Annotated in this window: 22 protein-coding genes; 14 read left to right on the top strand and 8 right to left on the bottom strand. The window is 74.0% G+C overall.

The annotated features are described in order from the left end of the window. The 5 genes from QMK28_RS28885 to QMK28_RS28865 form a co-directional block, all read left to right on the top strand. On the top strand, positions 1–1,829 hold a 1,829-nt coding region (locus tag QMK28_RS28885; protein ID WP_443050857.1), incomplete at its 5' end, for a lipid II flippase MurJ. Continuing rightward, positions 1,819–2,562 carry a polysaccharide deacetylase family protein gene (locus QMK28_RS28880; RefSeq protein WP_326442592.1) on the top strand — a complete coding sequence of 248 codons (744 nt, stop codon included), beginning with the start codon at positions 1,819–1,821 and terminating at the stop codon, positions 2,560–2,562. The genes QMK28_RS28885 and QMK28_RS28880, both read left to right, overlap by 11 nt. After that, positions 2,559–3,773, top strand: coding sequence for a glycosyltransferase (locus QMK28_RS28875; RefSeq protein WP_326442591.1), 1,215 nt, complete (start codon positions 2,559–2,561; stop codon positions 3,771–3,773). The genes QMK28_RS28880 and QMK28_RS28875 overlap by 4 nt, the downstream gene beginning before the upstream one ends. A gap of 8 nt (positions 3,774–3,781) precedes the next feature. After that, positions 3,782–4,576, top strand: a complete 795-nt coding sequence (locus QMK28_RS28870; RefSeq protein WP_326442590.1) for a YveK family protein — start codon at positions 3,782–3,784, stop codon at positions 4,574–4,576. Beyond that, entirely contained in the window at positions 4,573–5,730 is a 1,158-nt protein-coding gene (locus tag QMK28_RS28865; RefSeq protein ID WP_326442589.1) for a GNAT family N-acetyltransferase, read from the top strand. The genes QMK28_RS28870 and QMK28_RS28865 overlap by 4 nt, the downstream gene beginning before the upstream one ends. A 119-nt stretch (positions 5,731–5,849) precedes the next feature. Here the strand turns inward: QMK28_RS28865 and QMK28_RS28860 are convergent, their stop codons facing one another. From QMK28_RS28860 to QMK28_RS28850, 3 genes are all read right to left on the bottom strand, one after another. Further along, complete coding sequence (locus tag QMK28_RS28860) at positions 5,850–7,157, bottom strand: glycoside hydrolase family 26 protein (protein ID WP_326442588.1); 1,308 nt, start codon at positions 7,155–7,157, stop codon at positions 5,850–5,852. A 180-nt stretch (positions 7,158–7,337) separates the two neighbouring features. Continuing rightward, entirely contained in the window at positions 7,338–8,435 is a 1,098-nt protein-coding gene (locus QMK28_RS28855; protein WP_326442586.1) for a type III polyketide synthase, read from the bottom strand. Between the two features lie 76 nt (positions 8,436–8,511). Then, a complete protein-coding gene (locus tag QMK28_RS28850; protein WP_326442585.1) occupies positions 8,512–9,720 on the bottom strand; it encodes a cytochrome P450 in 1,209 nt (402 codons plus the stop codon). A 326-nt stretch (positions 9,721–10,046) separates the two neighbouring features. On the opposite strand from QMK28_RS28850, the gene QMK28_RS28845 reads away from it, so the two are divergent. Next, positions 10,047–10,622: a TerD family protein gene (locus tag QMK28_RS28845; RefSeq protein WP_326442584.1), complete on the top strand. Its 576-nt coding sequence runs from the start codon at positions 10,047–10,049 to the stop codon at positions 10,620–10,622. Between the two features lie 171 nt (positions 10,623–10,793). Here QMK28_RS28845 and QMK28_RS28840 read toward each other — a convergent pair whose 3' ends face one another. After that, complete coding sequence (locus QMK28_RS28840; RefSeq protein ID WP_443050856.1) at positions 10,794–12,032, bottom strand: cation diffusion facilitator family transporter; 1,239 nt, start codon at positions 12,030–12,032, stop codon at positions 10,794–10,796. Positions 12,033–12,149: 117 nt separating this feature from the next. On the opposite strand from QMK28_RS28840, the gene QMK28_RS28835 reads away from it, so the two are divergent. Further along, complete coding sequence (locus tag QMK28_RS28835) at positions 12,150–12,497, top strand: ArsR/SmtB family transcription factor (protein ID WP_443050855.1); 348 nt, start codon at positions 12,150–12,152, stop codon at positions 12,495–12,497. A gap of 156 nt (positions 12,498–12,653) precedes the next feature. Continuing rightward, positions 12,654–13,667 carry a methyltransferase gene (locus tag QMK28_RS28830; protein ID WP_326442581.1) on the top strand — a complete coding sequence of 338 codons (1,014 nt, stop codon included), beginning with the start codon at positions 12,654–12,656 and terminating at the stop codon, positions 13,665–13,667. A gap of 138 nt (positions 13,668–13,805) precedes the next feature. Here the strand turns inward: QMK28_RS28830 and QMK28_RS28825 are convergent, their stop codons facing one another. Then, a complete protein-coding gene (locus tag QMK28_RS28825; RefSeq protein WP_326442580.1) occupies positions 13,806–14,459 on the bottom strand; it encodes a hypothetical protein in 654 nt (217 codons plus the stop codon). Positions 14,460–14,619: 160 nt separating this feature from the next. Here QMK28_RS28825 and QMK28_RS28820 point away from each other — a divergent pair, with 160 nt between their 5' ends. Continuing rightward, positions 14,620–16,143: a right-handed parallel beta-helix repeat-containing protein gene (locus tag QMK28_RS28820; protein ID WP_326442579.1), complete on the top strand. Its 1,524-nt coding sequence runs from the start codon at positions 14,620–14,622 to the stop codon at positions 16,141–16,143. Positions 16,144–16,286: 143 nt separating this feature from the next. Further along, on the top strand, positions 16,287–17,699 hold the full coding sequence (locus QMK28_RS28815) for an NADP-dependent succinic semialdehyde dehydrogenase (RefSeq protein WP_326442578.1): 1,413 nt from the start codon (positions 16,287–16,289) through the stop codon (positions 17,697–17,699). A 165-nt stretch (positions 17,700–17,864) separates the two neighbouring features. On the opposite strand, the gene QMK28_RS28810 is transcribed toward QMK28_RS28815, so the two are convergent. Beyond that, on the bottom strand, positions 17,865–18,314 hold the full coding sequence (locus QMK28_RS28810; RefSeq protein ID WP_326442594.1) for a nuclear transport factor 2 family protein: 450 nt from the start codon (positions 18,312–18,314) through the stop codon (positions 17,865–17,867). After that, complete coding sequence (fdhD, locus tag QMK28_RS28805; protein ID WP_326442576.1) at positions 18,311–19,129, bottom strand: formate dehydrogenase accessory sulfurtransferase FdhD; 819 nt, start codon at positions 19,127–19,129, stop codon at positions 18,311–18,313. The genes QMK28_RS28810 and fdhD overlap by 4 nt, the downstream gene beginning before the upstream one ends. A gap of 254 nt (positions 19,130–19,383) precedes the next feature. On the opposite strand from fdhD, the gene QMK28_RS28800 reads away from it, so the two are divergent. The 4 genes from QMK28_RS28800 (at position 19,384) to QMK28_RS28785 (ending at position 23,327) form a co-directional block, all read left to right on the top strand. Beyond that, positions 19,384–20,802: a peptidoglycan DD-metalloendopeptidase family protein gene (locus tag QMK28_RS28800; protein WP_326442575.1), complete on the top strand. Its 1,419-nt coding sequence runs from the start codon at positions 19,384–19,386 to the stop codon at positions 20,800–20,802. Between the two features lie 170 nt (positions 20,803–20,972). Next, positions 20,973–21,767, top strand: coding sequence for a DUF6227 family protein (locus QMK28_RS28795; RefSeq protein WP_326442574.1), 795 nt, complete (start codon positions 20,973–20,975; stop codon positions 21,765–21,767). A 150-nt stretch (positions 21,768–21,917) separates the two neighbouring features. Beyond that, positions 21,918–22,994, top strand: a complete 1,077-nt coding sequence (locus tag QMK28_RS28790) for an NAD-dependent epimerase/dehydratase family protein (protein ID WP_326442573.1) — start codon at positions 21,918–21,920, stop codon at positions 22,992–22,994. A 48-nt stretch (positions 22,995–23,042) separates the two neighbouring features. Continuing rightward, positions 23,043–23,327 (top strand): WYL domain-containing protein, encoded by a 285-nt coding sequence (locus QMK28_RS28785; RefSeq protein ID WP_326442572.1) that lies wholly within the window; start codon positions 23,043–23,045, stop codon positions 23,325–23,327. A gap of 44 nt (positions 23,328–23,371) precedes the next feature. Here QMK28_RS28785 and QMK28_RS28780 read toward each other — a convergent pair. Then, on the bottom strand, positions 23,372–23,592 hold a 221-nt coding region (locus tag QMK28_RS28780; protein ID WP_326442571.1), incomplete at its 5' end, for a sensor histidine kinase.

Here is a 23,592-nt window from a genome sequence, read left to right as displayed (position 1 = left end):
GACCCCGCCCCCCCCCCCGCCCCCGCCCACGACTCCGCCGCCCTCCCCGCCGCCGGAGCGGACCGCCGAGGAGCGACGCGCCCCCGCTGAGAGAGCCGGCCACCGCCCCGCCGCAGCCGGCCGGGGCCGGGGCCGGGGCCGCGGTGCGGGCGCCCGCCTCCGGCCCCGAGCGGTTCATCGCGCGGGCGGCGGCGGTGACCGCCGTGCTGACCGTGGCCAGTTCCGTCTTCGGCCTCGCGCGGGACCAGATGATCGCGCGCCTGTTCGGCGCGGGCGCGGACACCGACGCCTTCCTGGTGGCCTGGACGGTCCCGGAGATGGCGTCGACCCTGCTCATCGAGGACGCCATGGCCCTGGTGATGATCCCGGCGTTCAGCCTGGCGCTCTCCCGGCGGGCCGCGCGGGCGCTCGACGGGCCGGACGCCGACGGCCTGCCCGACCCGGTCGGCCGGCTGCTGGCGACCACCGGACCCCGGCTGTTCATCGCGCTGGCCTGCTGCGCGGCGCTGCTGGCCGCCGCCGCCCCGCTGGTCGTACGGCTCCTGGCCCCCGGCCTGCCGGACCCCCGGCTCGCGGTGCAGTGCACGCGCCTCACCGCCGTCACGATCCTGACCTTCGGCATCGCCGGATACTTCAGCGCCGCGCTCCGCGCCCACCAGCGCTTCGTGCCGCCCGCCGCGATCTACGTCATGTACAACCTCGGCATCCTCGCGACCATGCTGGTGCTGCACGCGTTCTGGGGCGTGCGCGCCGCCGCGTTCGGCGTCGCGGTGGGCAGCGCGCTGATGGTCCTGGTGCAACTGCCGGCGTTCCTGCGGCACCTGCCGGCCCGCGACTTCCGCCCGCGCCGCCGCGCGCGGGCGGTGACCCGGGGCGCGACCCGGACCGCGACCCGAGCCGCGACCCGGACCGCCGCCCGCGCCGCCGACCGGCCCAGGACCCGCCGCGTCCGGGCGCACAGCTCCGTGCTGCCCACCAGCCTCGCCGTGCTCGCGCCCGTCGTGATCTTCGCGGTGTCCCGGCAGGCGCAGGTACTGGTCGAGCGGTTCCTCGCCTCGTCGCTGCCGTCCGGAGCCATCTCACATCTGAACTACGCGCAGAAGGTCGCGCAGATGCCCATGGTCCTCTCGCTGATGATCTGCACCGTGACCTTCCCGATAGTGGTGCGCGCGATGGCCGACGGGCAGGCCGACCTGGCCCGCCGCCGGGTCGAACGCGATCTGGCGCTGGCGGGCCTGGTGGTGCTGATGGGGACCGCCTACGTCGTCGCGTACGCGCCCCAGCTCATCCAACTGCTCTTCCAGCGCGGCGCGTTCGACACCGCCGACACCGCCGCGACTGCCTCCGTCATGCGGGTCTACGCCCTGGGACTGCTCGGCCACAGCCTCGCGAGCGCGCTGGTCCGCCCCTACTTCTCCGGCGCGCGCCCCACCTGGTACCCGGCCGCCGCGATGGCCCTCGGACTGCTGATCACCGTCGCCGCCGGGGCGCTCGCGGCCCCCTGCTGGGGCGTCTACGGCATCGCGGCGGCCAACGCCGTCGGCATCAGCGTGACCGCGCTGCTCCTGCTGCGCGGCCTGGGCCCGCAGTCGATCGCCGTCGACGTGCGCGCGGTGGCTCTCGGCCTCGGCCGGCTCGCGGTCGCCGCCGCGCTCGCGGCGGCGGCCGGCTGGTCCCTCGCCGCCCTCACCTCGTCCGCGCTGGCCGCCGCCGCGGCGGGGTGCCTGGTCATCCCGCTGGCCTTCACCGCGGTGGCGTGCTTCGTACGGGCCCCGGAAGTCCCGTTGCTGATCTCCTCCGTCAAACGAAAGCTCTGCCATGGCCGCTGAACCCTGGGTGCTGATGTACCACTCCGTGACCGACTACGCACAGGACCCCTACCTGATCACCGTCACGCCGGACCGGCTGCGCAGACAACTGGACTGGCTCGGCCACCGCGGCATGCGCGGTGTCGGCGTCGGCGAACTGCTGAGCGAACGCGCCGCCGGCCGCGGCAGCGGACTCGTCGGCCTCACCTTCGACGACGGCTACGCCGACTTCACCGAGCACGCCCTCCCGCTGCTCCAGGAACGCGGCTTCACCGCGACCGTGTTCGTACTGCCGGGCCGGCTCGGCGGCGACAACGCGTGGGATCCGCTGGGCCCGCGCAAACCCCTGCTGTGCGCGGCCGGCATCCGCGACGCGGCCGACGCCGGGATGGAGATCGGCTCCCACGGCATGCGGCACGTCTCGCTGCCCTCGGCGGCCGGCCCGGTGCTGCTCGAAGAGACCGCGCGCAGCCGCGAGTCGCTGCGCGAGATCACCGGCCGGCCGGTCGAGGGGTACTGCTACGCCTACGGGGACGTCGACCGGCGAGCCGTCGACGCGGTCCGCGCCGCCGGGTACTCCTACGCGTGCGCCATCGCCCCCGCGCTCGCCGGCCGGTACGCGCTGCCCCGCACCCGCATCGGCGACCAGGACACTTTCTGGCGGATGAGCGCCAAGCGGCTGCTGCACCCCGTCCGCCGCCGCGGGCCCGCCGCCCCGTCCGCCGCCGGACAGCTCACCGGAGCCGGCCGATGAGGGTGCTGCACATCATCACCGGGCTCGCCGCGGGCGGCGCGGAGCAGCAACTCCGGCTGCTGCTACGCCACTTGCCCGCGCGCTGCGACGTCGTCACACTCACCAACCCCGGCGCGGTCGCGCACGGCATCCGCTCGGACGGCATCCGCGTCGACCACCTGAAGATGGGCGGCAACCGCGACCTGAGCGCGCTGCCCCGGCTGGTCCGCACGATCCGCAGCGGCCGCTACGACCTGGTGCACACGCACCTCTACCGCGCCTGCGTCTTCGGCCGGACCGCCGCCCGGCTGGCGGGCGTGCGCGCCGTGCTCGCCACCGAACACTCGCTGGGCGAGACCCGGATCGAGGGCCGGCCGCTCACCCCCGGCACCCGCGCCCTCTACCTGGCCACCGAACGGCTCGGCTCCGGCACCGTCGCCGTCTCGGCCACCGTCGCCGACCGGCTGCGGGCCTGGGGCGTGCCCAGCGGCCGCATCCACCTGGTGCCGAACGGCATCGACGCCCGGAACTTCCGCTTCGACCCGGCGGCCAGGACGGCCGCCAGAACCCGGCTCGGGCTGCCCGAACGGGCCTTCGTGGTCGGGGGAGTCGGCCGGCTGGTGCCCGGCAAACGCTTCGACGTGCTGCTGCGGGCGGTCGCGGGGCTGCCCAGCGCCCGGCTGCTGCTCGTCGGCGACGGCCCCGAACGGGCCGCGCTGCGGGCGCTGGCGGACCGCCTCGGCGTGGCGGACCGGGTCCAGCTGCTGGGGGAGCGGGACGGGGCGGTCGCGGCGATGTCCGACGGCCCGGCGGAGATCCCCGGCCTGCTGGCCGCCATGGACGTCCTGGTCTCCCCCTCCGAGGAGGAGGCATTCGGGCTCGCCGTCATCGAGGCGCTCGCCGCCGGACTGCCGGTACTCCACGTCACCTGCCCGGCGCTCGACGAACTGCCCGGCGCCGACGCCCCCGGCGCCCGCCGCGTCGCCCTCGACCCGGCCGCTCTCACCGACGCACTGCGCGAGCTGGCGGCGGCCGGACAGGGGCGGCTGCCGGTGCCCGCGGCCGTCCGGCGCTACGACATCGCCCGCAGCGCCGACCGGCTCATGGCCCTCTACGAACGCACCGCCGCCCGCCGCACCCGGACCCGTCCCCCCGCCCCGGCCCCCCCCCCCCCCCGCGACCCGTACACCCCGCACGACCACGCCATCGCCGTGCCCGACCCGAAAAGGTGACCGTCGACATGACCGACACCGTCCTGACCGACACCGTCCTGACCGACACCGTCCCGGCAGAGCCCTCGACGTCCCGCCCCGCGGAACCCGCTGAGCCTGCCGCCCCCGCCGAACCGGCGGCCCCCCGCCCCCCGGAGCGCGCGCGCTCGCCGCGCGGGCGGGTACCCGGCTGGTGGCCGCTGCTCGCGTGCGCCGTGCTGGGCGCCCTGCTGGGCGCGGCCTACGGGCTGCTCACGCCCGCGAAGTACACCGCGACCAGCTTCGTGGTGGTGGCCCCCACCAAGTCGACGGACCCCGCGACCGCCCTCGGCTTCGCGCACGCCTACGGCCGGGTCGTCACCGGCGGCGCGGTGCTCAGCGACGCCCAGCGAGCCGTGAGAATCCCGGCGGACACGCTCAGGGCCGGCGTCCAGGCGGTGACCTCCCCGGACGCGCCCATGGTCGAGATCAGCGGCACCGACGCGCGGGCGGGACGGGCGGCGACCATCGCCAACGAGGTGGCGCGCGCGCTGACCCGGAACGCCAACGCGTCCTCGAAGACCACCGGCGTCAAGCTCACCGTGTTCTCGAAGGCGCTCGCCCCGACCGCTCCCAGCTCGCCCTCCGCGCTGATCGCCACCGCCGTCGGAGCCTGCGCGGGCGGCCTGATCGGCTGCCTCGTCCTCCTCGTACGCCCGGCCGCCCGCCGGGAGACCTCCGGACCGGCCGCCGCCCCCGGCACGGACCGGAGCGAGCCCCGGCCCGCGGACGGCGACCCCCACCGGCGGCCGGCCCCGCAGAAGGTGAACGGAGGCGCACGGTGACACCGGTTCAGCCCGAACCGACCGGCCTGTCCGTCACGCTCTGCCGCGACCCCGACCGCTTCGCGGCGCTCGCACCGCAGTGGACCGAGCTCTACCGGCACTGCCGCACCGCCACGCCGTTCCAGAGCCACGCCTGGCTGCACTCCTGGTGGCTGTCCTACGGACGGCCGGGCCGGCTGCGGCTGGTGCTGGTGCACCAGGGCGCGCGGCTCGTCGCCGTCGCCCCGCTGATGCTCGTCCGCCGGCCGCTGCCGACGCTGGTGCCGCTGGGCGGCGACATCTCGGACTTCCGCGATGTGCTGCTGGACGACGCCTGCGAGCACTCCGCCGCCGACGCGCTCACCCGCGGCCTGCGCCGCGCGGCCCGCACCGCGGTGGTCGACCTGAGCGAGGTACGCCCCGGAGGCGCGGCCGAACAGATCTTCCGGCGCTGGACCGGCCCGCGCCGCAGACTGACCGACTCGGTGTGCCTGGAACTGCCCGGCGCGTCCATGGACGACCTCGTCAACCGGCTGTCCGCGCCCAGCGCCCGGCGCACCCGCGACAAGCTGCGCAAGCTCGACGCGCTGGGCATCGAGCACCGCATGGTGCCCGAGCACGAGGTGCCGGCCGCGGTGGCCAACCTGCTGAGACTGCACGGCCTCCAGTGGCGGGGACGCGGCGTCACCCCCGAACACCTCAAACCGCGCTTCGCCGAGCACCTGGCCCGCGCCACCCGGCAGATGGTCGGCACCGGGGACACCCTGCTCACCGAATTCCGGCTCGACGACCGGGTATTGGCCACGGACGTGACCCTGATGTCCGCCGACCTGGCGGGCGGCTACCTCTACGGCGCCCACCCCGACCTGCGGGCCAAGGCGGACATCGCGACCATGCTGCTGCGCCGGGAAGCCACGCACGCGAGCGAGACCGGCCGCAGCGTACTGAGCCTGCTGCGCGGAGCCGAGTCGTACAAGCAGCGCTGGCAGCCGGTGACCGTCACCAACGGGCGGTTCCTGCTGGCCAGGCGCGGCCTCGCGCCGGCCCTGAGCCTGTACGCCGCCCGCGCGACCGGCCGGGTCCGGCTGGCCAGGGCGGCCCGAACGCGACTGCCCGCCCTGCTCGCCTGGTGCTCCCGGCTGAAGCGCTGGCGCGCGCCCGGAGCGGAGAAGTAGCAGCGGCGGGCCACACCATCGGCAGGCGGGTCACCGGCTGCTGAGCCGGCGGCCCGCCTGCCGTCGGCGTCCCGCGTCGGCGTCCCGCGCCGGCGCTCCGCGTCGGCGTCCCGCGTCGGTCAGGAGCCGAATCTGCCCCAGGGGATGCGGACGCATACGTGACGCCGGCCGGTGAGCCACTCGATCCAGGGGCCCAGATCCAGTTCGTCGCAGGCGGGTTGCTGCTGTTGCGGCGGCGGCTCGGGCTTCGGCTGGGGCTTCACGGGCTCCGGCGGTACGGGCTGGGGCTGCGGCTCGACCGGCTGGGGCTGCGGCTTCGCCGGCTCCGGCTGGGCGGACTTCGAGGCGCGGAAGACCTTCGAGGCCGCGGGGTTCTGGCCGCACTTCCACACCCCGTGCGGGCAGTAGTCCGTGATGGTCTGGTAGACCGGCGGATGGCGCTTGAACCAGTCCAGCATGCCGTGCATGTACGCGGAGTTGTCGCCGTGGCGGAACAGGCCCCACTCCGGGTACGAGATGGATTTCCGGTGCGCGGCGGCGAAATCGACCTGCGCCTGGAGCCCGAACGGCTGCTTGATCTGCTCCTCGAAGGTGTGGCCCGGCGGCTGGTCGTAGGAGTCCATGCCGATGATGTCGACCACGTCGTCGCCCGGATAGCACTCCGTCCAGCCGATCGCGTCCCGGCCGCGGTTCGGCGCGAAGTCGAAACGGAACTTCTGGCCCGGCACCGAGCGCATGGTGGTGACGATCCGCTTCCAGTACTGCTTCCACGCCTGCGGGTTCGGCGCGCAGCGGCTGGTGTAAGTGATGCCGTTCATCTCCCAGCCGAGCACCACGACCGTCTCCGGCACCCCGTGCTCGACCAGCCGGCTCGCCAGGGTGCGGAAGTGCTGGTCGTAGGCGCCGCTGGCGCCCGTCTTGAGGAGTTCGCCGACCTCGCGGTCCGGCACGCGCCCCTCGTTGCGCTCCAGCATCGGCACGTTCAGTACGAACAGCCGGTCGGCGGCGGCCCGTCGCCACCGCGCCCACGGCCGCAGGAGTTCGGGGGCGCCCTCGATGTCGGACCAGTGGTTGCCCGGCAGGTAGGTGTGCCCCACGCGCATCCGCGCGCCGCCGAGCCAGCTCTGCATGGCCGTCATCCGCGTCACGCCCTCGGGCCCGGAGCCGAGGAAGGCGCCCCAGGGGGCGTCGTGGGCCGGTTCAGGGGCGGCCGGCGGGGAGCCCTCCGCTACCGGCACGCTCGGCGAGGCCGTCGGCGCGACAGGGGCCGACGGCCCCGCCAAGCGTGCCGGGCCCGCCGCACGCGCGTCGGCGAGGGCGCCGCCCGCCCCGCTCGTGCCCGCGGTCGCTATGGCCCCACCGGCGACGAGAGATCCTGCGGCGACCGCTCCGATGCAGGCGGCCACCATCCTCCGGGGGTGGGGCATGGCTACTCCTTCCGGTACGCACCCGCTGAGGGTGCATACCGGATCAGAATAGTGCGAAAGTATTCAAAACACGGTTCACGCGGCGCTCCTGATGGAATGTTCGGGAATTCCTCGCCCGCACGGCCCAACGCCCGACCGGCCGCGCCGCCGGTCCCCGGCGACCGGCGACCGGCGGCCCGGTCAGGCCGGCTGGACCGCCGCCTCGTCGAGATCCCTGAGCGGGGCCGGCTCCCCCGACACCCAGCGGCCGAGGGTGATCTCGGCGGTGATGCCAGGACCGAACCCGGCGATCAGCCCGCGCTGGGAGTCGACGGCCGCGCCTTCCTCGAACAGTCGGTCCAGGGCGTCGAAGACGACGGCGCTGGCGATATTGCCCCGTTCGGTCAGCGTGGCCCGGCTGAACCGGAAGGCGGCCGGATCCAGGTTGAGGAACTGGCACAGGTCGTCCAGGATGCGCGGGCCGCCGGCGTGCACGATGTAGAAGTCCAGGCTGCCCACGTCCCACGCGTGCTGCTCGGCGAGTTCGCGCAGCGCCGGGGCGAGCATGGACATCGTTCCCGGCACCCGCTTGTCGAGCAGGAAGTGGAACCCTGTGTCCCGGACCCCGTAGGAGATCCAGTCCTCGGTGTCCGGCACCAGGTGGGAGCCGTTGCGCTCGATCCGGATGCCGGTGCCGCCCTGGCCGCGGACCACGGCGGCCGCGATGGCGTCGCCGAACAGGCCGTTGGACAGCAGCGAGCCGACGCCGAGGTCGGTGGGCTGGTAGCACAGTGAGCAGAACTCGCAGGACACGATGAGGACGTTGGCCTGCGGATAGGCCGTGCAGAAGTCGTGCGCCCGGTTGATCGCCGCGCCCCCGGCCGCGCAGCCGAGCTGCGCGATGGGCAGCTGCCGGGTGTCGGAGCGGAAGCCCATCGAGTTGATCAGCCACGCGGTCATGGACGGCATCATGAAGCCGGTGCACGACACATAGATGATGACGTCGACGTCCCGGACGGTCAGCTCGGCGTTGGCCACGGCGCGCCGGATCACCTCGGGCACCCGCGCCTTGGCCTCCTGCTCGTACGTTTGGTTGCGGGCGGCGAATCCGGGATGCCGCAGCGTCTCCTCGATGGGGCGGACCAGCCGCCGGGTGCGGACCCCGGTGTTGCCGATCAGCCGCAGGGCGAGGCCGAGTTGGGGGTGGTCGGCGTGCAGGGTGCGCGCCAGATCCAGGGTCTCCTCCATCGTGATGACGTTCTCGGGAACGCCAATGGCCGGCCTGCACAGTGTCGCCATGGCAACTTCCTCCATGTCACGGGCCCGCCGCGGTGGACGCTCACGGGGAGCGGGCGCGTGCGGGGAGTCGAAAGGGTCACCAGGAGACGGGCAGGGCCTGCGGGTAGCGCCAGATCGAGCCGTTGTCCCACCGCACCTGGTCCAGGGGGACGGCCAGCCGCAGTTCGGGGAACCGGGTGAACAGCGTGCCGATGGCGACCTGGAGTTCCATCCGCGCGAGGTGCGCGCCGAGGCAGTGGTGGGTGCCGTAGCCGAAGGTCATGTGGGAGGCGGCGGCCTCCCGGTCCAGGTCCAGCTCCTCCGGCCGCTCGAAGACGTCTTCGTCGCGGTTGGCGGTGAGGTAGGAGACGTGGACGGTCTCGCCCGCACGGACGGTCAGCCCGCCGATCTCCACGTCCTCGGTGGCGATCCGGGGGATGCCCACGCCCTGCCGGAACGGGATGAAGCGCAGCAGTTCCTCGATGGCCTGGGGGAGCCGCTCGGGCCTGGCGCGCAGCTTGGCGAGCTGGTCGGGGCGGGTCAGCAGGGTGTAGACGATGTTGCTGATCTCGTAGGTGCTGGTGTCGTGGCCGGTGACCAGCAGCAGCATGCCCATGACGGCGACCTCCTGCTCGTCGAGGAACTCCTCGCCCACCCTGGCCTGCGCCAAGGTGCTCAGCAGGTCGTCGCCGGGCTCGCGGCGGCGCAGCGCGGTCAGCTCGGCGAAGTACGCGCGGAGTCCGGCCTTGCCCTCGGCGGCGGCCTCCCGGTCCCGGGTGCCGGTGGACATCATCGCCATGGCCCAACGCCGCAGTCGGGGCCGGTCGTCCTCGGGGACGGCGAGCATCTCGCAGATGGTCATCAGCGGCAGCCGTGCCGCCAGGAACTCCACCGCGTCGGCCGGGCCGCCGTGCTCGGTCATCTCGTCCAGCATCGCGTCGACGATCCGCTGCGTCTTCGGCCGCATCTGCTCGACGTGCCGGTTGTTGAAGCCCTTCGCCACCAGGCGGCGCAGCCTGCTGTGCGCCGGCGGGTCCATGAGGTTGATCGACTCGGACTGCGCGATCGGGTCCGGGGTCATCCGCGGGAAGTCCTGACCGATGACTGCGGCCCGGCTGAACCTGCGGTCCGTCGTGACGGTGCGGACGTCCTGGTGGCTGGTGACGAGCCACGCGTCGCCCTCGCCGAAGGGCATCCGGATGCGCGCGATGGGCGCCTCGACGCGCAGCCGGTCGAGCAGCGGGTCGAATTCCAGTGCATCAGTATGCTGAAACGGGCAGGACAATACGGGAGTTGAGAGCGTCATGATTCCGTTTCCATCGCCCAGGGACGGCGCCGTGCGGCGTCCCAGCCACTTTTCCGACCCTGGCGCACTACCCGTCGGCCGGTGGTGGCCATGCAGCTGATCCAAAGAATCACCCGTAAGGGCGACATAAAGAAAGACAAGTGGTGCCGTGTCGCCCGGACGGCGGCGTGTTCCGGTGGATCGTGGGCTCCACGCGGGTGAATGACCCGGTTCCCAGAAGCAATGATCCCGTTCCGGGAACCTGAGGCGATCGGCGCACGTTGCCCCAGCAGGGCAAAGGAATCGTCAAATGGTGTGGCCCGCGCCGGATTGAGCAGGGGATTTTCATGGGCGTCAGCCTCGCCAAGGGCGGCAATGTCTCGCTGACCAAGGAGGCGCCCGGTCTGACCGCGGTCCTCGTCGGTCTGGGCTGGGACGCGCGCAGCACCACCGGCACCGACTTCGACCTCGACGCGAGCGCCCTGCTGGTCGATGTGAACAGCAAGGTGACGTCGGACCAGAATTTCGTCTTCTTCAACAACCTCAAGAGCCCCGACGGCTCGGTCGAGCACACCGGTGACAACCTCACCGGTGAGGGCGAGGGCGACGACGAGGCCATCAAGGTGAACCTCGCCGGCGTGCCCGCCGAGGTGGACAAGGTCGTGTTCCCGGTCTCGATCCACGAGGCCGAGTCCCGCCAGCAGAGCTTCGGCCAGGTCCGCAACGCCTTCATCCGCGTCGTGAACCAGGCCGACAACGTCGAGCTGGCCCGCTACGACCTCACCGAGGACGCCTCCACCGAGACCGCGATGGTCTTCGGCGAGCTGTACCGCAACGGTGCGGAGTGGAAGTTCCGCGCCGTGGGCCAGGGCTACGCCTCCGGCCTGCGCGGCATCGCGCAGGACTTCGGCGTCAACGTCTGACCGAGCGGTTATCGAGCAGTTCCGGTACGAGGGCGGGCACGCGGGGATTCCGCGTGCCCGCCCTCGTGCTGTGCGGGCTGCGGCAGGGAGGCCGGTGGTGGGGCTGCGACCGCTTGGGTGTGGCCGGGGTGGGGTGCGGCGGTCGGCGTGCGGCGGGCAGGGCGCGACCCGTTACATCCCGTCAGTCCCGTCGGGCGGACTCGCTCGTCCCGGCCTCGCCGTGATCGGCCCGGGGGCTCGGACGCCGTGCTGGGCGACGCCGTGGTGGGCCAGGTCCGCGTGCGCGTCCGTCACCCCGGGAGCCGGTGACGGGTCGGCGTGGACGAGCGCGGCGGTCAGCCGGGGAACGGCGTGCAGCAGCGCGTGCTCGGCCTCCACCGCCACCTGGTGCGCCTCGCGCACGCTCGACTCCCCGTCCACGACCACCGCGACCTCGGCGCGCAGCCGGTGGCCGATCCAGCGCAGCCGCAACTCGCCCACCGCCCGCACGCCCGTGACGCCCAGCAGCGCTTCCTCGGCGGCGTCGACCAGCGCGGGGTCGACCGCGTCCATCACCCGGCGGAAGACCTCCCGCCCCGCGTCGCGCAGCATCAGCAGGATCGCGACGGTGATGAGCAGGCCCACCACGGGGTCCGCGAGCCGCAGGCCGAGGGCGGCGCCGCCCGCGCCCAGGAGTACGGCCAGCGAGGTGAAGCCGTCGGTGCGGGCGTGCAGTCCGTCGGCGACCAGCGCGGCCGAGCCGATCGCGCGCCCGACGCGGATGCGGTAGCGGGCCACCCACTCATTGCCGACGAAGCCGACCACCGCCGCGACGGCGACGGCGGGCAGGTAGCCGATCTCGCGCGGGTCGATCAGCCGGTCGACCGCGGTCCAGGCGGCGAACACGGCGGAGGCCGCGATGGTCAGCACGATGACGATCCCAGCCAGGTCCTCGGCGCGCCCGTAGCCGTAGGTGAACCGCCGGGTCGCCGCGCGTCGGCCCAGGATGAACGCGACCCCGAGCGGCAGCGCGGTCAGCGCGTCGGCGGTGTTGTGCACGGTGTCGCCCAGCAGCGCCACGGACCCGGAGAGCACGACCACGACCGATTGTGCGGCGGCGGTCGCGCCGAGTACGGCCAGCGAGACCCACAGCGCCCGGATGCCCCGCGCGGAGGACTCCAGCGCGCGGTCGATCTTGTCGCCGGACTCGTGCGAGTGCGGCTTCAGCAGATGCCGCGCCCGGTGCCACCGCCGGGCCCGGCGGCCGGCCGGCGCGTCGGCTGTGTCGGCCGTGGCCTGGGCGTGGGCGTCTCCGTGGGCGTGCGCCTCGCCGTGGTTGTGCTCCTGCTCCTGGCTGTGGCCAGAGCCGTGGCTCCGGTCGTGGCCACAGCCGCGCGGGTGCGGGTGCTGGTGGCCGTGCTGTTCGCTCACAAGGATCGCCTTCCGACGCGCGGGCAGACGGGCGGATGTGCAGACGGGCGGACGTGCGGTGCGGAGGCGGTGGACGTGAGCCACCCCCACAGCCATTATGTTCGTATGAGCGCACGCATGCACCTATCACCTGCGCACGATGCGCACCCGCGAGAGCCGGGCGCCGAGCAGTTCGCCCGCGCCGCCGAGATGCTGGGCCTGCTCGCCGACCGGACACGGCTGGCGCTGCTGCACCTGCTGGGCCGGGGCGAGGCGGACGTGACCACGCTGACGGCGGCCTGCGGCGCCGCCCGCCCGGCGGTCAGCCAGCACCTCGCCAAGCTCCGCATCGCGGGTCTGGTCAGCTCGCGCAAGGACGGCCGCCGCGTCGTCTACGCGCTCCAGGACGGCCACCTGCGCGCCCTGGTCGCCGAGGCGCTGAACCACGCCGACCACGAGGTCTCCGGCATCCCCCGGCACGACTGACCCGCTCGGGCGCGGCGGGCCGCCCGCCGCCGTACCGGAACACACGGGCCGCAGCGAGGGCCCGCCAGCAGTACGGGGTCCGCCATACGATGGGCCCATGGGACGTGGAGCCGATGGCCGCACCGCATCAGCAACGCACTCGCGAGGAGCGAGCACATGACGGACGAGATGAAGCAGGGCGCCGGGCTGTGGGCCCTGGCCGATCTGGTGACGCCGATGGCGGTCCGGGTGGCCGCCACCCTGCGGATCGCCGACCACATCACCGAGGGTCTCAGGACCGCCCCGGAGCTGGCCGCCGTCGCGGACGCCGACCCCGACGCGCTCGACCGGGTGCTGCGCCACCTCGCTGCCGTGGACGTGCTCAGCCGCGACGCCGCCGGCCGCTACGCGCTGACCGGCCTCGGGCACGCGCTGCGCGACGACCACCCCTCGGGGCTGCGCGCGCTGCTGGACGCCGAGAGCGCGATCGGCCGCGCCGACCTGTCCTTCGTCCAGCTCCCGCACTCCGTACGCACCGGGGAGCCCGCCTTCCCCGCGCACTTCGGCCGCCCCTTCTGGGACGACCTGGCCGCGGACCCCGCGCGCACCGCCTCCTACGACGCGCAGATGGGCGTGGACGCGGCGATGTGGGCGCCGGCCGTGCTGGCCGCGTACGACTGGGGCTCGCTGCGGCACCTGGTCGACGTCGGAGGGGGCAACGGCACGCTGCTGGCCGCCCTGCTGAGCAAGCACTCCGACCTGCGCGGCACGGTCCTCGACCAGCCGGCCACCGCCGAGGCGGCCCGCCGGACTCTGACGGCGGCCGGGCTCGACGGCCGGAGCGAGGCCATCGCAGGCGACTTCTTCGAACCGCTGCCGCCGGGCGCGGACGGCTATCTGCTGACGGCGATCCTGCACGACTGGGACGACGAGGCGGCGGGCGCGATCCTGCGCCGCTGCGCCGAGGCGGCGGGCGCGGACGGCTCGGTGTTCGTCGTGGAGAAGACCGGCGCGGACGGCGAGTCGCTGGGGACCGCGATGGACCTGCGGATGCTCGCCTACTTCGGCGGACGCGAACGCGGCGTCGCCGGGATCACCGCGCTCGCCGCCGATTCAGGTCTGCGGGTGGTCGCGGTGCACCACGCGAGCCCGCTGGCGGTCGTCGAGCTGGCGGCGGCGGGCTCGGCGTGAGGGCGTAGCCCCGGTATGACCGCGCCGGCTTCGCGCACGCGCCCCGTTCCGTCGCGGTGACCGTCTGGTCCTTCGGGGTGACCGCCTGGGCGGCGCTGCTGCTTCGGCGCGGTCAGGTCCTGACCGCGCCGGGGCGGCTCAGCGCCCGCCGGACCGTCCGCCACGGCCGACCGGGCGGGTCCAGGTGTACGGCGCGGAGGTCTCGTCCCAGGCTCCGACCCAGCCCCGGACGGCCTCGTCCAGCTCCGCTTCCGGCAGCGGTACCGGAGCCGGCACGAACTGGGCCGCGCCGTGCCACTCCCGGCCGAGCGCGGGCTCGGCGAACCGGCGGGCGGCCAGCGCTACCCAGGCCGAGGCGTCGGTGGTGAAGTGCAGCCGGAAACGCGGGTGCGCCAGCAGCCAGTTCTTGACGGTCGGGGCCCGGTACGAGGCCTGGCTGTCACAGATCAGATGGATCTCCAGGCCCGTGGGGATCTCCTCGTCCAGCCGGGAGAGGAACCTGCGGAACTCCACGGCCCGGCGCCGGCGGTGCAGTGAGCCCACCGTGCGGTCCGTCGTCAGGTCCAGCGCCTCGAACAGGCCGCAGGACTCGGCGGGCACGGAATCCTGGGCGGCGCCTTCGGCGGCCTCGGGGTTTCCGGTCGCCCGCCGCGGAGCCTCCAGCTCCACACAGAGCGCCAGGGCCCGCTCGGGCGGCGCCAGATAGAGGCCCACCACTTCGTGCTGATGCGCTTGGTCGATGGAGAACGGTAGGGGGGCCGGGGTGACCGGCTCAGCCCGGCGACGAGTCATCCCTGAACCGTAACCGACCCGCACCCCTCGGCCTCCCGCCCGGGGCGGCGCACAAGTCCACGCTCCGCCCCTGTTTGTCCATGTCACCGCCGTGCGGGCGGCGGCACAGTGAGCCCGTGGCACGCACACGGGGCTCACACGGACTCTTGGAGGTGACCGGATGCGCCGGTCGAAGAAGACCTGGGCGATCATCGCGGCGACGACGGCCGGTCTGCTCGTCACCGGGCCGCCGGCCGGGGCGGCGGACCCGGCCGGGCGCGCCGGTCGCACCCTGTACGTCGACTGCGCGGGGGGCTCCGACCAGGCGGCCGGCACCGGCCCGCGGCAGCCGTGGCGCACCCTGGCCCGGGTGAACCGCGAGCGGCTCGGGCCCGGCGCCACGGTCCGCTTCAAGCGCGGGACGCGCTGCGTCGGCACCCTGACGGTGCGGGACTCGGGCGAGCGCGGCGCCCCGGTCCGGATCGACACGTACGGAACCGGGGCCAAGCCGCACATCGACGGGGCGGGCGGCACCGACGCGGTGGTCGTCGACAACGCCGAATACGTCGAGCTGCGTGATCTGGAGATCTCCAACACCGGACCGGCGGCGAGCCGCCGCCGAGGCGTCTGGATCCGGCTCGACGACTTCGGCACCGGCCACCACTACGTGCTGTCCGGCCTCGACGTGCACGACGTCAACGGCGACGACGCCAAGGACGCCGGAGGCTCGGCCGGGATCGAACTCGACGCGTTCGGCAGCGTGCGGCCCACCTCCTTCGACGACGTGCTGATCCAGGGCAACACGGTCCGCCGCGTCGACCGCTCGGGCATCAACATGGGCAGCAGCTGGGACGACCGGCCCGAGCACGGCGACGCGAGGACGACCTGGACGCCCAGCACCCGGGTCCGCATCCGGGGCAACACGGTCGCCGACACCGGCGGTGACGGCATCGTCGTGCAGACCAGCCGGAACGCCCTGGTCGAGCACAACGACATCTCGTACTTCCAGCAGCGCTCCGCGGGCTACAACGCCGGCCTCTGGGCATGGAACGCGGACGGCACGCTGTTCCAGTTCAACGAGGTCAGCCACGGCAGCACTACCCGCGACGGGATGGCCTTCGACCTCGACGCGGCCCAGCGGAACACGGTCTTCCAGTACAACTACAGCCACGACAACGAGGGCGGCTTCCTGCTGATCTGCAACGCCGAGAACATGGTCAACGACGGCGGGACCGTGCGCTACAACGTCAGCCGGAACGACCGCAACTACGGCATCGTCACGGGCTGCGAGCCAGCCACCGGCGCGCGGGTGCACAACAACACCATCAGCACCGACAAGCCCGTGGACTTCGTCTGGCGCGGCGGCGCGCTCGCCGGCAGCACCGTGAGCGTGGGGACCTTCAGCAATAACGTCTTCGCCGGACCCGCCGGCTCGCGGCTCACCGACGCGTTCAACGGCTACCGGAACAACCTCTACCACCAGGTCGCCGACCCGGTCGCCGAGCGCGACCCGGCGGCCGTCCTCGCCGACCCGCGGTTCGCCGCGCCCGGGGCCGCGGGCCCGGAGGGCGTACGCCTCGGCGCGGATTCCCCCGCGCTGCGCGCCGGCGTGCCGCTCCCCGGCGACGGCGGCCGTGACTACTGGGGCAACCCGCTGCCGCAGGGCACGCCCCCGGACATCGGCGCCCACCAGCGGACCCGCTGACCTCGCAGCCCGGCGGACCCCTCGGTCCGCCGGACGGCCTCGCGCTGCGGATCGCCCCGGGGAGGAGTAAGCAGGAAGAAAGCGGGCACCTGCGGTGGCAGCCCATCCCCGCCGAACGACCCATGCGCGAAGGAGAGATCCCGATGCCCATCGCGACCGTCAACCCGGCCACGGGCGAGACGCTCAAGACCTTCGACGCGCTCGACGCCGCACAGATCGAGGAGCGGCTGCGGCGCGCCGAGGAGACGTTCCGCGAGTACCGCACCACGGACCGCGCACACCGCGCCGACCTGCTGCGCCGGACCGCCTACCTGCTGGAGGGCGAGCAGGACGACATCGCCCGCACCATGACCACCGAGATGGGCAAGCCGCTGGCGGCGGCCCGCGCGGAGGTCGCCAAGTGCGTGAAGGCGATGCGCTGGTACGCCGATCACGCCGAGGAACTGCTCGCCGACGAACACCCCTCGGCCGCCGACGTCGAGGACAGCGGAGCCGCCGCGGCCTGGGTGACCTACCGGCCGCTGGGCGTCGTACTCGCCGTCATGCCGTGGAATTTTCCGCTCTGGCAGGTTGTCCGATTCGCCGCACCCGCCCTGATGGCGGGCAATGTGGGCCTGCTCAAGCACGCCTCGAACGTCCCGCAGACCGCGCTCTACCTGGGACAGCTGTTCCACCGGGCGGGCTTCCCCGAGGGCTGTTTCCAGACCCTGCTGATCGGCTCCGGCGCCGTCGACGCGATCCTGCGCGACCCGAGGATCGCCGCCGCGACCCTCACCGGCAGCGAGCCCGCAGGCCGTGCGGTCGCCGCGACGTCCGGTGACACGGTCAAGAAGACCGTGCTGGAACTGGGTGGCAGCGACCCGTACGTCGTGCTGCCCTCCGCCGACATCGGCAAGGCCGCGAGGACCGCGGTGACCGCCCGGGTGCAGAACAACGGGCAGTCCTGCATCGCGGCCAAGCGCTTCATCGTGCACAACGACGTCTACGACGACTTCGCAGCCCGGTTCGTCGCAGGCATGTCGGCGCTGAGCGTCGGCGACCCGATGGCGGAGGGCACCGACGTCGGCCCGCTCTCCAGCGAACAGGGCCGCTCCGACCTGGAGGAACTGGTCGAGGACGCCAAGAAGCAGGGGGCGGCCGTGCTGTGCGGCGGTCGGCGGCCGGGCAAGCCGGCGGCGGGCTGGTTCTACGAGCCGACGGTGCTCGCGGGCATCTCCGAGGCCATGCGCATCCACCACGAGGAGGCCTTCGGCCCGGTCGCCACCCTCTACCGGGTGGCGAACCTGGACGAGGCCATCGCGCTGGCCAACGACACCCCGTTCGGCCTCAGCTCCAACGTATGGACCACCGTCCGCCGGCAGCAGGAGCGCTGCGTGCGCGAGCTGGAGGCCGGCGGCGTCTTCTTCAACGGCATGACCGCCTCCCACCCGGCGCTGCCCTTCGGCGGCGTGAAGCGCTCCGGCTACGGGCGCGAGCTGGCGGGGCACGGCATTCGCGAGTTCTGCAACATCACGACGGTCTGGCACGGGGTTCCGCCGGAGGCGGATCCGGCGTAGCCGGACGAGGGCGAGGTCTGCGCGTCCTGCGGCCGCGTCGTCCTCAAACGCCTGGGGGCACCTCCCGGCCGAAGGCTGGGGGAGGGCTGAATTTTTAGCCTGTCCGGCGCTTGAGGACACCCGTCCCAGCCCGCAGCCCGCAGCCCGCAGCCCGCAGCCGGCCGCTCAGGCCACGCGGCGCTCCGCGGCCGTGATGGCCAGGCCGTTGATGCTAGCGAAGCGCCGCCGCATGAGGCCGTTCGCGTCGAACTCCCAGTTCTCGTTGCCGTAGCTGCGCCACCACTGGCCCCGCGCGGTGCGCCACTCGTACTCGAAGCGGACCGCGATCCGGTCGCCGGTCCAGGCCCAGAGTTCCTCGCGCAGCCGGTAGTCCAGCTCGCGGTCCCACTTGTCGCGCAGGAACGCGACTGTCTCCGCGCGGCCGGTGAGGAACTGGTCCCGGTTGCGCCACTCGGAATCCTCGGTGCAGGCGAGCGCGACCCGCTCGGGGTCGCGGCTGTTCCAGGCGTCCTCGGCCGCCTGCACCTTCCGCAGGGCGGACTCCTCGGTGAACGGCGGCAGCGGCGGGCGCTGGCTGCTGACGAGGGCGTACGGGTGCGGCGGCGGCGACCTCAGTCGAGGATGACGCGCTGCCCGCCCGTATAGATGTTCGCCGTCCGCCCGCGCAGGAATCCGATCAGCGTGAGCCCCAGCTCCTGCGCCAGGTCCGCCGCCAGACTGGACGGCGCGGATACGGCCGCCAGCACCGGAATGCCCGCCATCACGGCCTTCTGCGTCAGCTCGAACGAGGCCCGGCCGCTGACCATCAGCACGCAGCCGCGCAACGGCAGCCGCCCCTCGCGCAGCGCCCACCCCACGACCTTGTCCACCGCGTTGTGCCGCCCCACGTCCTCACGGGCGCAGAGCAGTTCGCCGTCCGTGCTGAACAGGCCCGCCGCGTGCAGCCCGCCGGTGCTGGCGAAGGTGCGCTGCGCGGTGCGCAGGGTGTCGGGGAGCCCGTAGAGGACGTCGGGGGCGATCCGGGCCGGGTCGTCGGCGACCGGCCAGCGGGTACGGGTGCGCACCGAGTCGATCGAGTCACGGCCGCAGATGCCGCACGCGCTGGTGGTGAGCAGATTCCGGTTCAGCGAGGCGGGCAGCTCGGTGCCGGGCGCGAGATCGGCGTCGATGAGGTTGTACGTGTTCTCCGTGCCGGCGTCGCCGCAGTAGCGCAGGGCGATCAGCTCGTCCGCGGAACCGATGACGCCCTCGTTCGCCAGGAAACCGGCGACCAGGTCGAAGTCGTGACCGGGCGTGCGCATCGTCACGGTCAACTGCTCGCCGCCGATGCGGATCTCCAGCGGCTCCTCGCCCGCGAGGGTGTCGGGGCGCGCGAGTGCGGTACTGCCGTTGAGCCGCAAGACCTTGTGCCGGCTGGTGACGCGTGACATGGAACCACCGTATGGGACGCGCGGCGACAAGGGTCCAGGGGCCTGGGGCCCGGCAGCCGCGCTGCCGAGTGGGCCGTACGCCGCGCGCCCGCTCAGCCATGGCCCGTCGAACCATGGCCCGGCGGGCCGCCCCCACGCCCGTACCGCGACTTCGAAGCGCTCGACGCCCGTCGGTTGATCCGGATGGCCCACGGGATGCACCGCTGACGGCGCGTCACGCCCGGTCGGCGCGGCGCCGCCGCGAGCATCGGCGGATGCGACCGAAGAGACAGGCCCCGCGCCACAGCCGCACCGCCTCGGTGGCGCTCAGCGCGCTGCTGACCGCATCCTCCGCCGTGCTGGGGACGGGCCAGGGTGCGGCTCATGCGGTGGGGGCGGCTGGGCCCGTCGGGTCCGTGTCATCCGCCATGCCGTCCGTCGCGCCATCGGGCGTACGGGCCGCACGCGCGCTCGCCGACGGCCCCGGCCGCCCCGGCGGGCACGGCGACCCCGGCAGCCGCGACGGCCACCCGAGCCCCGCCGAGCCTGCCCGGAGCCTCTCGCAGGCCGAGCGGGCGGTGGACCGGCTGTACCGCGAGGCGGCGCAGGCGGTGCGGCGCTACGACACGGCGCGCCGGGCCGCCCTGACGCAACGGGGCACCGTACGCCGGGCCCGGACCGCGCTGGCGGTCAAGCGGTACGAGCTGGCCGGGCTGACCGGCGAGATCGGCGCGACGGCCCGTGCCCAGTACCGCGACGGCGGCATGTCGCGTCTCGTACGGCTGCTGGCCTCGGAGACCCCCGACGCGGTGCTCCGGCTCGGCCCTGTGATGCGCGAGCGCGAGCAGGACGTGGCGAACACGCTGGGCATCGCGGGGCGGGTCCGTGCCGAGCTGGTCGTGGAGCGGCGTGCCGCGGACGCCGCGCTGCGCGAACTGGTGCGCCGGACGGACCGGCAGGCCGTGGAGAAACGCCGGATCGAGAGCAGGCTCGCCGAGGCGGAGACGCGGCTCGCGGAGCTGGTGGAGGTGCCGGGCAAGTCGGCGGGGGAGTGCGGGCGCGGGGCGGTACGGGCGGGGAAGAGGGCCGGTGCCGAGGCCAGGTGGAGGGCCGAGCGCGCGGCCGAGCGGAACGCCGAACGGCCGCGGCGGCGGGCCGCCGCGGCCGAGGGCGCGGCGGGCCGATCGGAGTCCGAGCCCGAGTCCGGCTTCGAGTCCGCATCCGGCTCCAACGGCGAGTCCGCGCCCGAGTCCGCGCCCGGCCCTCACGACGCCGTAGCGGTCGACGGAGCCCGCTGGGTGCTGCCCGTGGAGCACTACTGGCTCTCCGCGGGCTACGCCGGATCCGGCGCGCACTGGGCCCATCGGCACACCGGCCAGGACTTCGCGGTGCCGTCCGGGACGCCGGTGCGCGCGGTGGGGGCGGGGACCGTCGTCTCGGCGGGGTGCGACGGCGCGTTCGGCAACCAAGTGGTGATCCGGCACCGGGGCGGCTACTTCACCCAGTACGCGCACCTCTCCGCGCTGTGGGTCGCCGCCGGGCAGCGGGTGGCGGGCGCGAAGGTGATCGGCCTGTCCGGCAGCACCGGCAATTCCACCGGCCCGCACCTGCACTTCGAGGCGCGGGTCACCCCGGCCTTCGGCTCCGCCGTCGACCCGGTCCGCTGGCTGCGCGAGCACGGCGTGACCGTTTGAGGAGGAGGCGGGACGCAGGCCATCCGGCCGGGGCCAACCGGGTGAAGCGGGCAGAGTGCCGCTTGCGGGGGACATCGGAGGATTCCCCGCCGCTGAGAGTGCTCACGCCGCTACGTTGGGTGCGTGGGGATTTGGTCGGGGAGTGGCGACGTGTCAGCCGGGAGGACCGTGTGGGATACAGGCGAACAGGGGCAGAGGAGCCGGAACCGCGGGGCGGGGTGACGCCGGCCGAGCACATCACGGCCCTGCTCACCCGCGCCCAGAACGCGTTCGAGTTCGACGAAGCGGTGCTCTCCCGACTGCGACTCGCGCTCATGCACCAGAGCGAGCTGCACTCATGGCGGCAGCGCAACGAACCACCGCGCCCGCTGCGGTGCAGCACCCACCAGCACACCTTCCTGCTCGCCGACGGCAGCAGCCCGGTGCTGTGGGAGTTACAGCACGACACGGTCGAGGACGGCCACCCGCAGTACGAGCTCTACACCGACAAGAGCGCCCTGGAGCGGGCCGAGCGCCGGGTGCACGAACGCATGGGCGGCTGGCATCCGGGGGAGGCCGAGGCGGAGGAGTTCGGACCGGGGGAGGAACTCCTCATCGCCATCGGTCCGGTGGCGACCGAGCGCGAGTACGTGGAGGACAACTCCGCCGATCACGCCTGGCGGGTGCTGCGCCGGGCGGAGAACACGGACCGGCCCGGCGAGGACACCAGCCGGCTGCTGCGGACGGCCCGCGCCCACGACATCGCCCTCATCACCAAGCCGCGCAGCGCGGCCTGCGGGAACAAGGTCTGGTGCCGGCTGTACGAGCACGCCTTCCTGCTCGCGGACGGCGTCGAGGTCAGCCTGTGGGAACTGGAGCACAATCTCGCCCCCGACGAGCAATTGGTGTGCGAGGTCTATCTCAACGAGGCCGCTGCCGACCAGGCGGCGGACCGGCGCGCCCGCGCACTGGGCGTCGAACTCTGAGCGCGCGGGCGGGCCGGGAGGAGGCGCGCCGCTTCTTACGGAACTTCTCACAGAACTGCGCACGGAACTGCGCGCGGAACTTCTTACGGACCCGTGACGGTGCGGCGCGGTACGGGCGTGGCGGAGGTCCGGCTGCCTATCGTCGGGCACATGCGTGTACTCGTCACTGGAGGAGCGGGCTTCATCGGCTCGCACATCGTCACCGCCCTGGCCCAGCGGGGGCACGAGCCGGTCGTCCTCGACGCCCTGCTGCCCACCGCCCACCCCTCGCCGCCACCGCCCGCCTCGCCCCCCGGCGTCGAGTGGATCCACGCCGACGTGCGCGACCGCGAGGCCGTGCGGCGCGCGCTGCGCGGGGTGAGCGCGGTCTGCCATCAAGCGGCGATGGTCGGCCTGGGGAAGGACTTCGCGGACGCGCCGGATTACGTCGGCTGCAACGACCTGGGCACGGCCGTGCTGCTCGCGGCCATGGCGCGGCAGGGGGTGCCGGACCTCGTGCTCGCCGGATCGATGGTCGTCTACGGCGAGGGGCGCTACGTCTGCCCGAAGCACGGCGAGACCAGGCCGGGCCCGCGCACCGCCGCCGACCTCGACGCCGGGCGCTTCGAGCCGCGCTGCCCGGACTGCGCCGAGCCGCTGCGCCCCGGGCTGGTGGGCGAGGACGCGCCGGTCGACCCGCGCAACGTCTACGCCGCGACGAAGCTGATGCAGGAACATCTGGCGGCGGCGTGGGCCCGGACGACCGGCGGCCGTGCGGTCAGCCTGCGCTACCACAACGTGTACGGGCCGGGCATGCCGCGCGACACCCCGTACGCCGGAGTCGCCTCGTTCTTCCGCTCCGCGCTGGCCCGGGGCGAGGCCCCCCAGGTGTTCGAGGACGGCGGCCAGCGGCGGGACTTCGTGCACGTACGGGATGTCGCGGCGGCTGCCGCGCTGGCGCTGGAGGCGCTGCCCGGCCGGGAGCCGGGAGCGCTCACCGCTCTCAACACCGGCAGCGGCGAGCCGCACACGGTCGGCGAGATGGCGAGCGCGCTGGCCGCCGCGCACGGCGGGCCCGACCCCGTGGTGACGGGCGAGTACCGGCTCGGCGACGTACGGCACATCACGGCCTCCTCGCGACGGCTGAAGGCGGAACTCGGCTGGCGGCCCGAGGTCGGATTCGCCGAGGGGATGGCGGAGTTCGCGCGCTCCCCGCAGCGGGCGGCGGGCGGCGCGGGGGCCTCGTGACCCGCTGAGGGCCGAGGCGGCGGCGGACGGACGGGTTCCTCCGCGTATGTGACACGCGAGCTGTACTCCCTCGCCCCCACCTACCGCGCGGTGGCGACGCTGCACGCACCCGTCGAGGCGGTGGCGGGCCGGCTCGGCACCGTCCCCGCCGATCTGGAGCTGATCGACGAGCACAACTCCCGGCTGCGCAGCGGCGCCGACACCCTCGAGTGGCTGGCCCTGCGGCTGGCCATGCTGGGCTGCGAGTTCGAGGTGCACGAGCCGCCGGAGCTCGCCGCGTACCTGCGCGCGCTGGGCGCGCGGGTCACCCGCGCGGCGGGCGACGGCTCGTAGCGGGGGCGGGTCGGGTGTGAGCGGGGGTTGGGGCGGGCGGCGGGCTACGAACCGGCCGTCGGCAGCGTGACCTCGAAGCGGCAGCCGCCGGTCACGTTCCGCACGGCGGCCTGTCCGTCGTGCGCCTCCACGATGCCGCGCACGATGGCGAGGCCGAGCCCCGCGCCGCCCGGCGGTGTGCGCGCGTGGGTGCCGCGCCAGCCGGTGGGGAAGACGCGCGGCTGAGCCGCCGGGGGGGGGCCCCCGCGGCCGGCGGGCGCGGGGG

The sequence above is a fragment of the Streptomyces sp. H27-D2 genome (genome assembly GCF_035828615.1).
GTDB lineage: Bacteria > Actinomycetota > Actinomycetes > Streptomycetales > Streptomycetaceae > Streptomyces.
Note: the sequence above shows the minus strand (reverse complement) of the source record. Positions and strands in the feature narration are given on the sequence as shown.

Bases quoted from the DNA above. Each gene is read 5' to 3' on its own strand.
- QMK28_RS28880 (WP_326442592.1), top strand. From the start codon at position 1,819: ATGGCCGCTGAACCCTGGGTGCTGATGTACCACTCCGTGACCGACTAC.
- QMK28_RS28875 (WP_326442591.1), top strand. From the start codon at position 2,559: ATGAGGGTGCTGCACATCATCACCGGGCTCGCCGCGGGCGGCGCGGAG.
- QMK28_RS28870 (WP_326442590.1), top strand. From the start codon at position 3,782: ATGACCGACACCGTCCTGACCGACACCGTCCTGACCGACACCGTCCCG.
- QMK28_RS28860 (WP_326442588.1), bottom strand. From the start codon at position 7,157: ATGCCCCACCCCCGGAGGATGGTGGCCGCCTGCATCGGAGCGGTCGCC.
- QMK28_RS28855 (WP_326442586.1), bottom strand. From the start codon at position 8,435: ATGGCGACACTGTGCAGGCCGGCCATTGGCGTTCCCGAGAACGTCATC.
- QMK28_RS28850 (WP_326442585.1), bottom strand. From the start codon at position 9,720: ATGACGCTCTCAACTCCCGTATTGTCCTGCCCGTTTCAGCATACTGAT.
- QMK28_RS28845 (WP_326442584.1), top strand. From the start codon at position 10,047: ATGGGCGTCAGCCTCGCCAAGGGCGGCAATGTCTCGCTGACCAAGGAG.
- QMK28_RS28835 (WP_443050855.1), top strand. From the start codon at position 12,150: ATGCACCTATCACCTGCGCACGATGCGCACCCGCGAGAGCCGGGCGCC.
- QMK28_RS28830 (WP_326442581.1), top strand. From the start codon at position 12,654: ATGACGGACGAGATGAAGCAGGGCGCCGGGCTGTGGGCCCTGGCCGAT.
- QMK28_RS28825 (WP_326442580.1), bottom strand. From the start codon at position 14,459: ATGACTCGTCGCCGGGCTGAGCCGGTCACCCCGGCCCCCCTACCGTTC.
- QMK28_RS28820 (WP_326442579.1), top strand. From the start codon at position 14,620: ATGCGCCGGTCGAAGAAGACCTGGGCGATCATCGCGGCGACGACGGCC.
- QMK28_RS28815 (WP_326442578.1), top strand. From the start codon at position 16,287: ATGCCCATCGCGACCGTCAACCCGGCCACGGGCGAGACGCTCAAGACC.
- fdhD (WP_326442576.1), bottom strand. From the start codon at position 19,129: ATGTCACGCGTCACCAGCCGGCACAAGGTCTTGCGGCTCAACGGCAGT.
- QMK28_RS28800 (WP_326442575.1), top strand. From the start codon at position 19,384: ATGCGACCGAAGAGACAGGCCCCGCGCCACAGCCGCACCGCCTCGGTG.
- QMK28_RS28790 (WP_326442573.1), top strand. From the start codon at position 21,918: ATGCGTGTACTCGTCACTGGAGGAGCGGGCTTCATCGGCTCGCACATC.